Source organism: Paraburkholderia strydomiana (assembly GCF_046030495.1).
Taxonomy (GTDB): domain Bacteria; phylum Pseudomonadota; class Gammaproteobacteria; order Burkholderiales; family Burkholderiaceae; genus Paraburkholderia; species Paraburkholderia strydomiana_A.
Window position 1 is genome coordinate 1 of record NZ_JAQQCJ010000089.1, and the last position, 269, is coordinate 269.

The 269-nt window shown below is 58.4% G+C and carries 1 protein-coding gene; it reads right to left on the reverse strand.

Annotated features, from left to right (window positions below; genetic code table 11):
* A partial coding sequence (locus tag PQQ53_RS35050; RefSeq protein WP_408329332.1) for a transposase occupies nucleotides 1-269 on the reverse strand: 269 nt, incomplete at both ends.

Sequence of the window (269 nt, forward strand, 5' to 3'; positions counted from 1 at the left end):
CGCGTATTGACAGCCTTGAACTTGCTGCCGTCAATGGCGACCAGCGCTTGCGAGAACAGCTTCAGCTCACGGCACAGCATCACGAAGCGGCGACACACGTTGCGAATGCCGATGCCGTTGTCACGACGAAAGTCGGCTATGGTCTTGAAGTCCGGAGCCAGGCGGCCCGTGAGCCACATCAACTCAACATTGCGCTGGCATTCGCGCTCAAGGCGCCGGCTCGATTGAACCCCGTTCAGGTAGCCGTAGATATAGATCTTCAGCAGCAG